This window comes from Neisseria sp. P0009.S007 (genome assembly GCF_051962515.1).
This window is the reverse complement of sequence record NZ_JBQCVF010000714.1, coordinates 1-857: the sequence shown is the minus strand read 5'-3', so window position 1 is coordinate 857 and position 857 is coordinate 1. Positions and strand designations below refer to the sequence as shown.

1 tRNA gene and 1 pseudogene are annotated in these 857 nt (G+C 52.7%); one reads left to right on the top strand and one right to left on the bottom strand.

Annotation, left to right across the window (positions count from 1 at the left end):
* Positions 1-77: transfer RNA gene (locus ACTHS3_RS15890), tRNA-Met, on the top strand.
* Positions 78-248: 171 nt separating this feature from the next.
* Here ACTHS3_RS15890 and ACTHS3_RS15885 read toward each other — a convergent pair.
* Positions 249-857 (bottom strand): annotated as a pseudogene (locus tag ACTHS3_RS15885) (FUSC family protein); the annotation flags it as partial.

The window sequence follows — 857 nt, the reverse complement described above, 5'->3', positions numbered from 1 at the left end:
CGCGGGATGGAGCAGCATGGTAGCTCGTCGGGCTCATAACCCGAAGGTCGTAGGTTCGAATCCTGCTCCCGCAACCAAATATAAAAATCCCCTGCAATCGCAGGGGATTTTGCTTTATGTAGCATTTATTGTTGATTGGATTGATTGAAAGGCCGTCTGAACTATTGTGTTTCAGGCGGCCTTTTTTATTGGCCGATGCCATCGGCGGCTAATTCGCTTTTATTTTGAGTTTGTGTTTTTCAGACGGTCTATTGTTGCTCTGGATCGGTATCGTTGCGCAGGTGTTCTTTCAGGCGTTGCAACTCTTTTTTGTCCAACCATTTATTGCGCGAACGTTGCAACAGGATCACCAAAGCGGCGATTTCGTTGCGCATATTGGTGCTGAGCCAAAGGAAGCCTTGCCAGTCGTAATGCAGGCGGGCGGCCGGTTTGCTTAGTTCGGTATTGAGCGAAGTATCAATGCGGATGCGGCGGGCGTAGTGGCCTTTGATGAGGCGGACGGTCAGGCGCAGTTCGCGTTGGAGTTGGTTGAAGTGGCGGTCGAGCAGGCGGATTTCGCTTTCGTTGAGCGTGGGCGCGCGAAGTTTGGCGGCGGTGGTCAGGAGCAGCTCGGTGGTGTTGACGATTTTGCGGTGAGCATGCTGCATGGCTTCCATCATATTGTTGCTGATGTGGCTTTCGCCGGATGTGGCGGCCAGATGGCTGCGGCTTTTGACCATACGGGCGTTGATTTGGCGCATTTTAATCATGTTTTGTTCCAAACGCTCGCGCGTCATGCGTTTGCCGTTGCTGATTTCGGCAATCATTTTGGCGCAGTCGGTGAGGTTGTCGGCAAGCATGAAGCGCCACATCAGGGT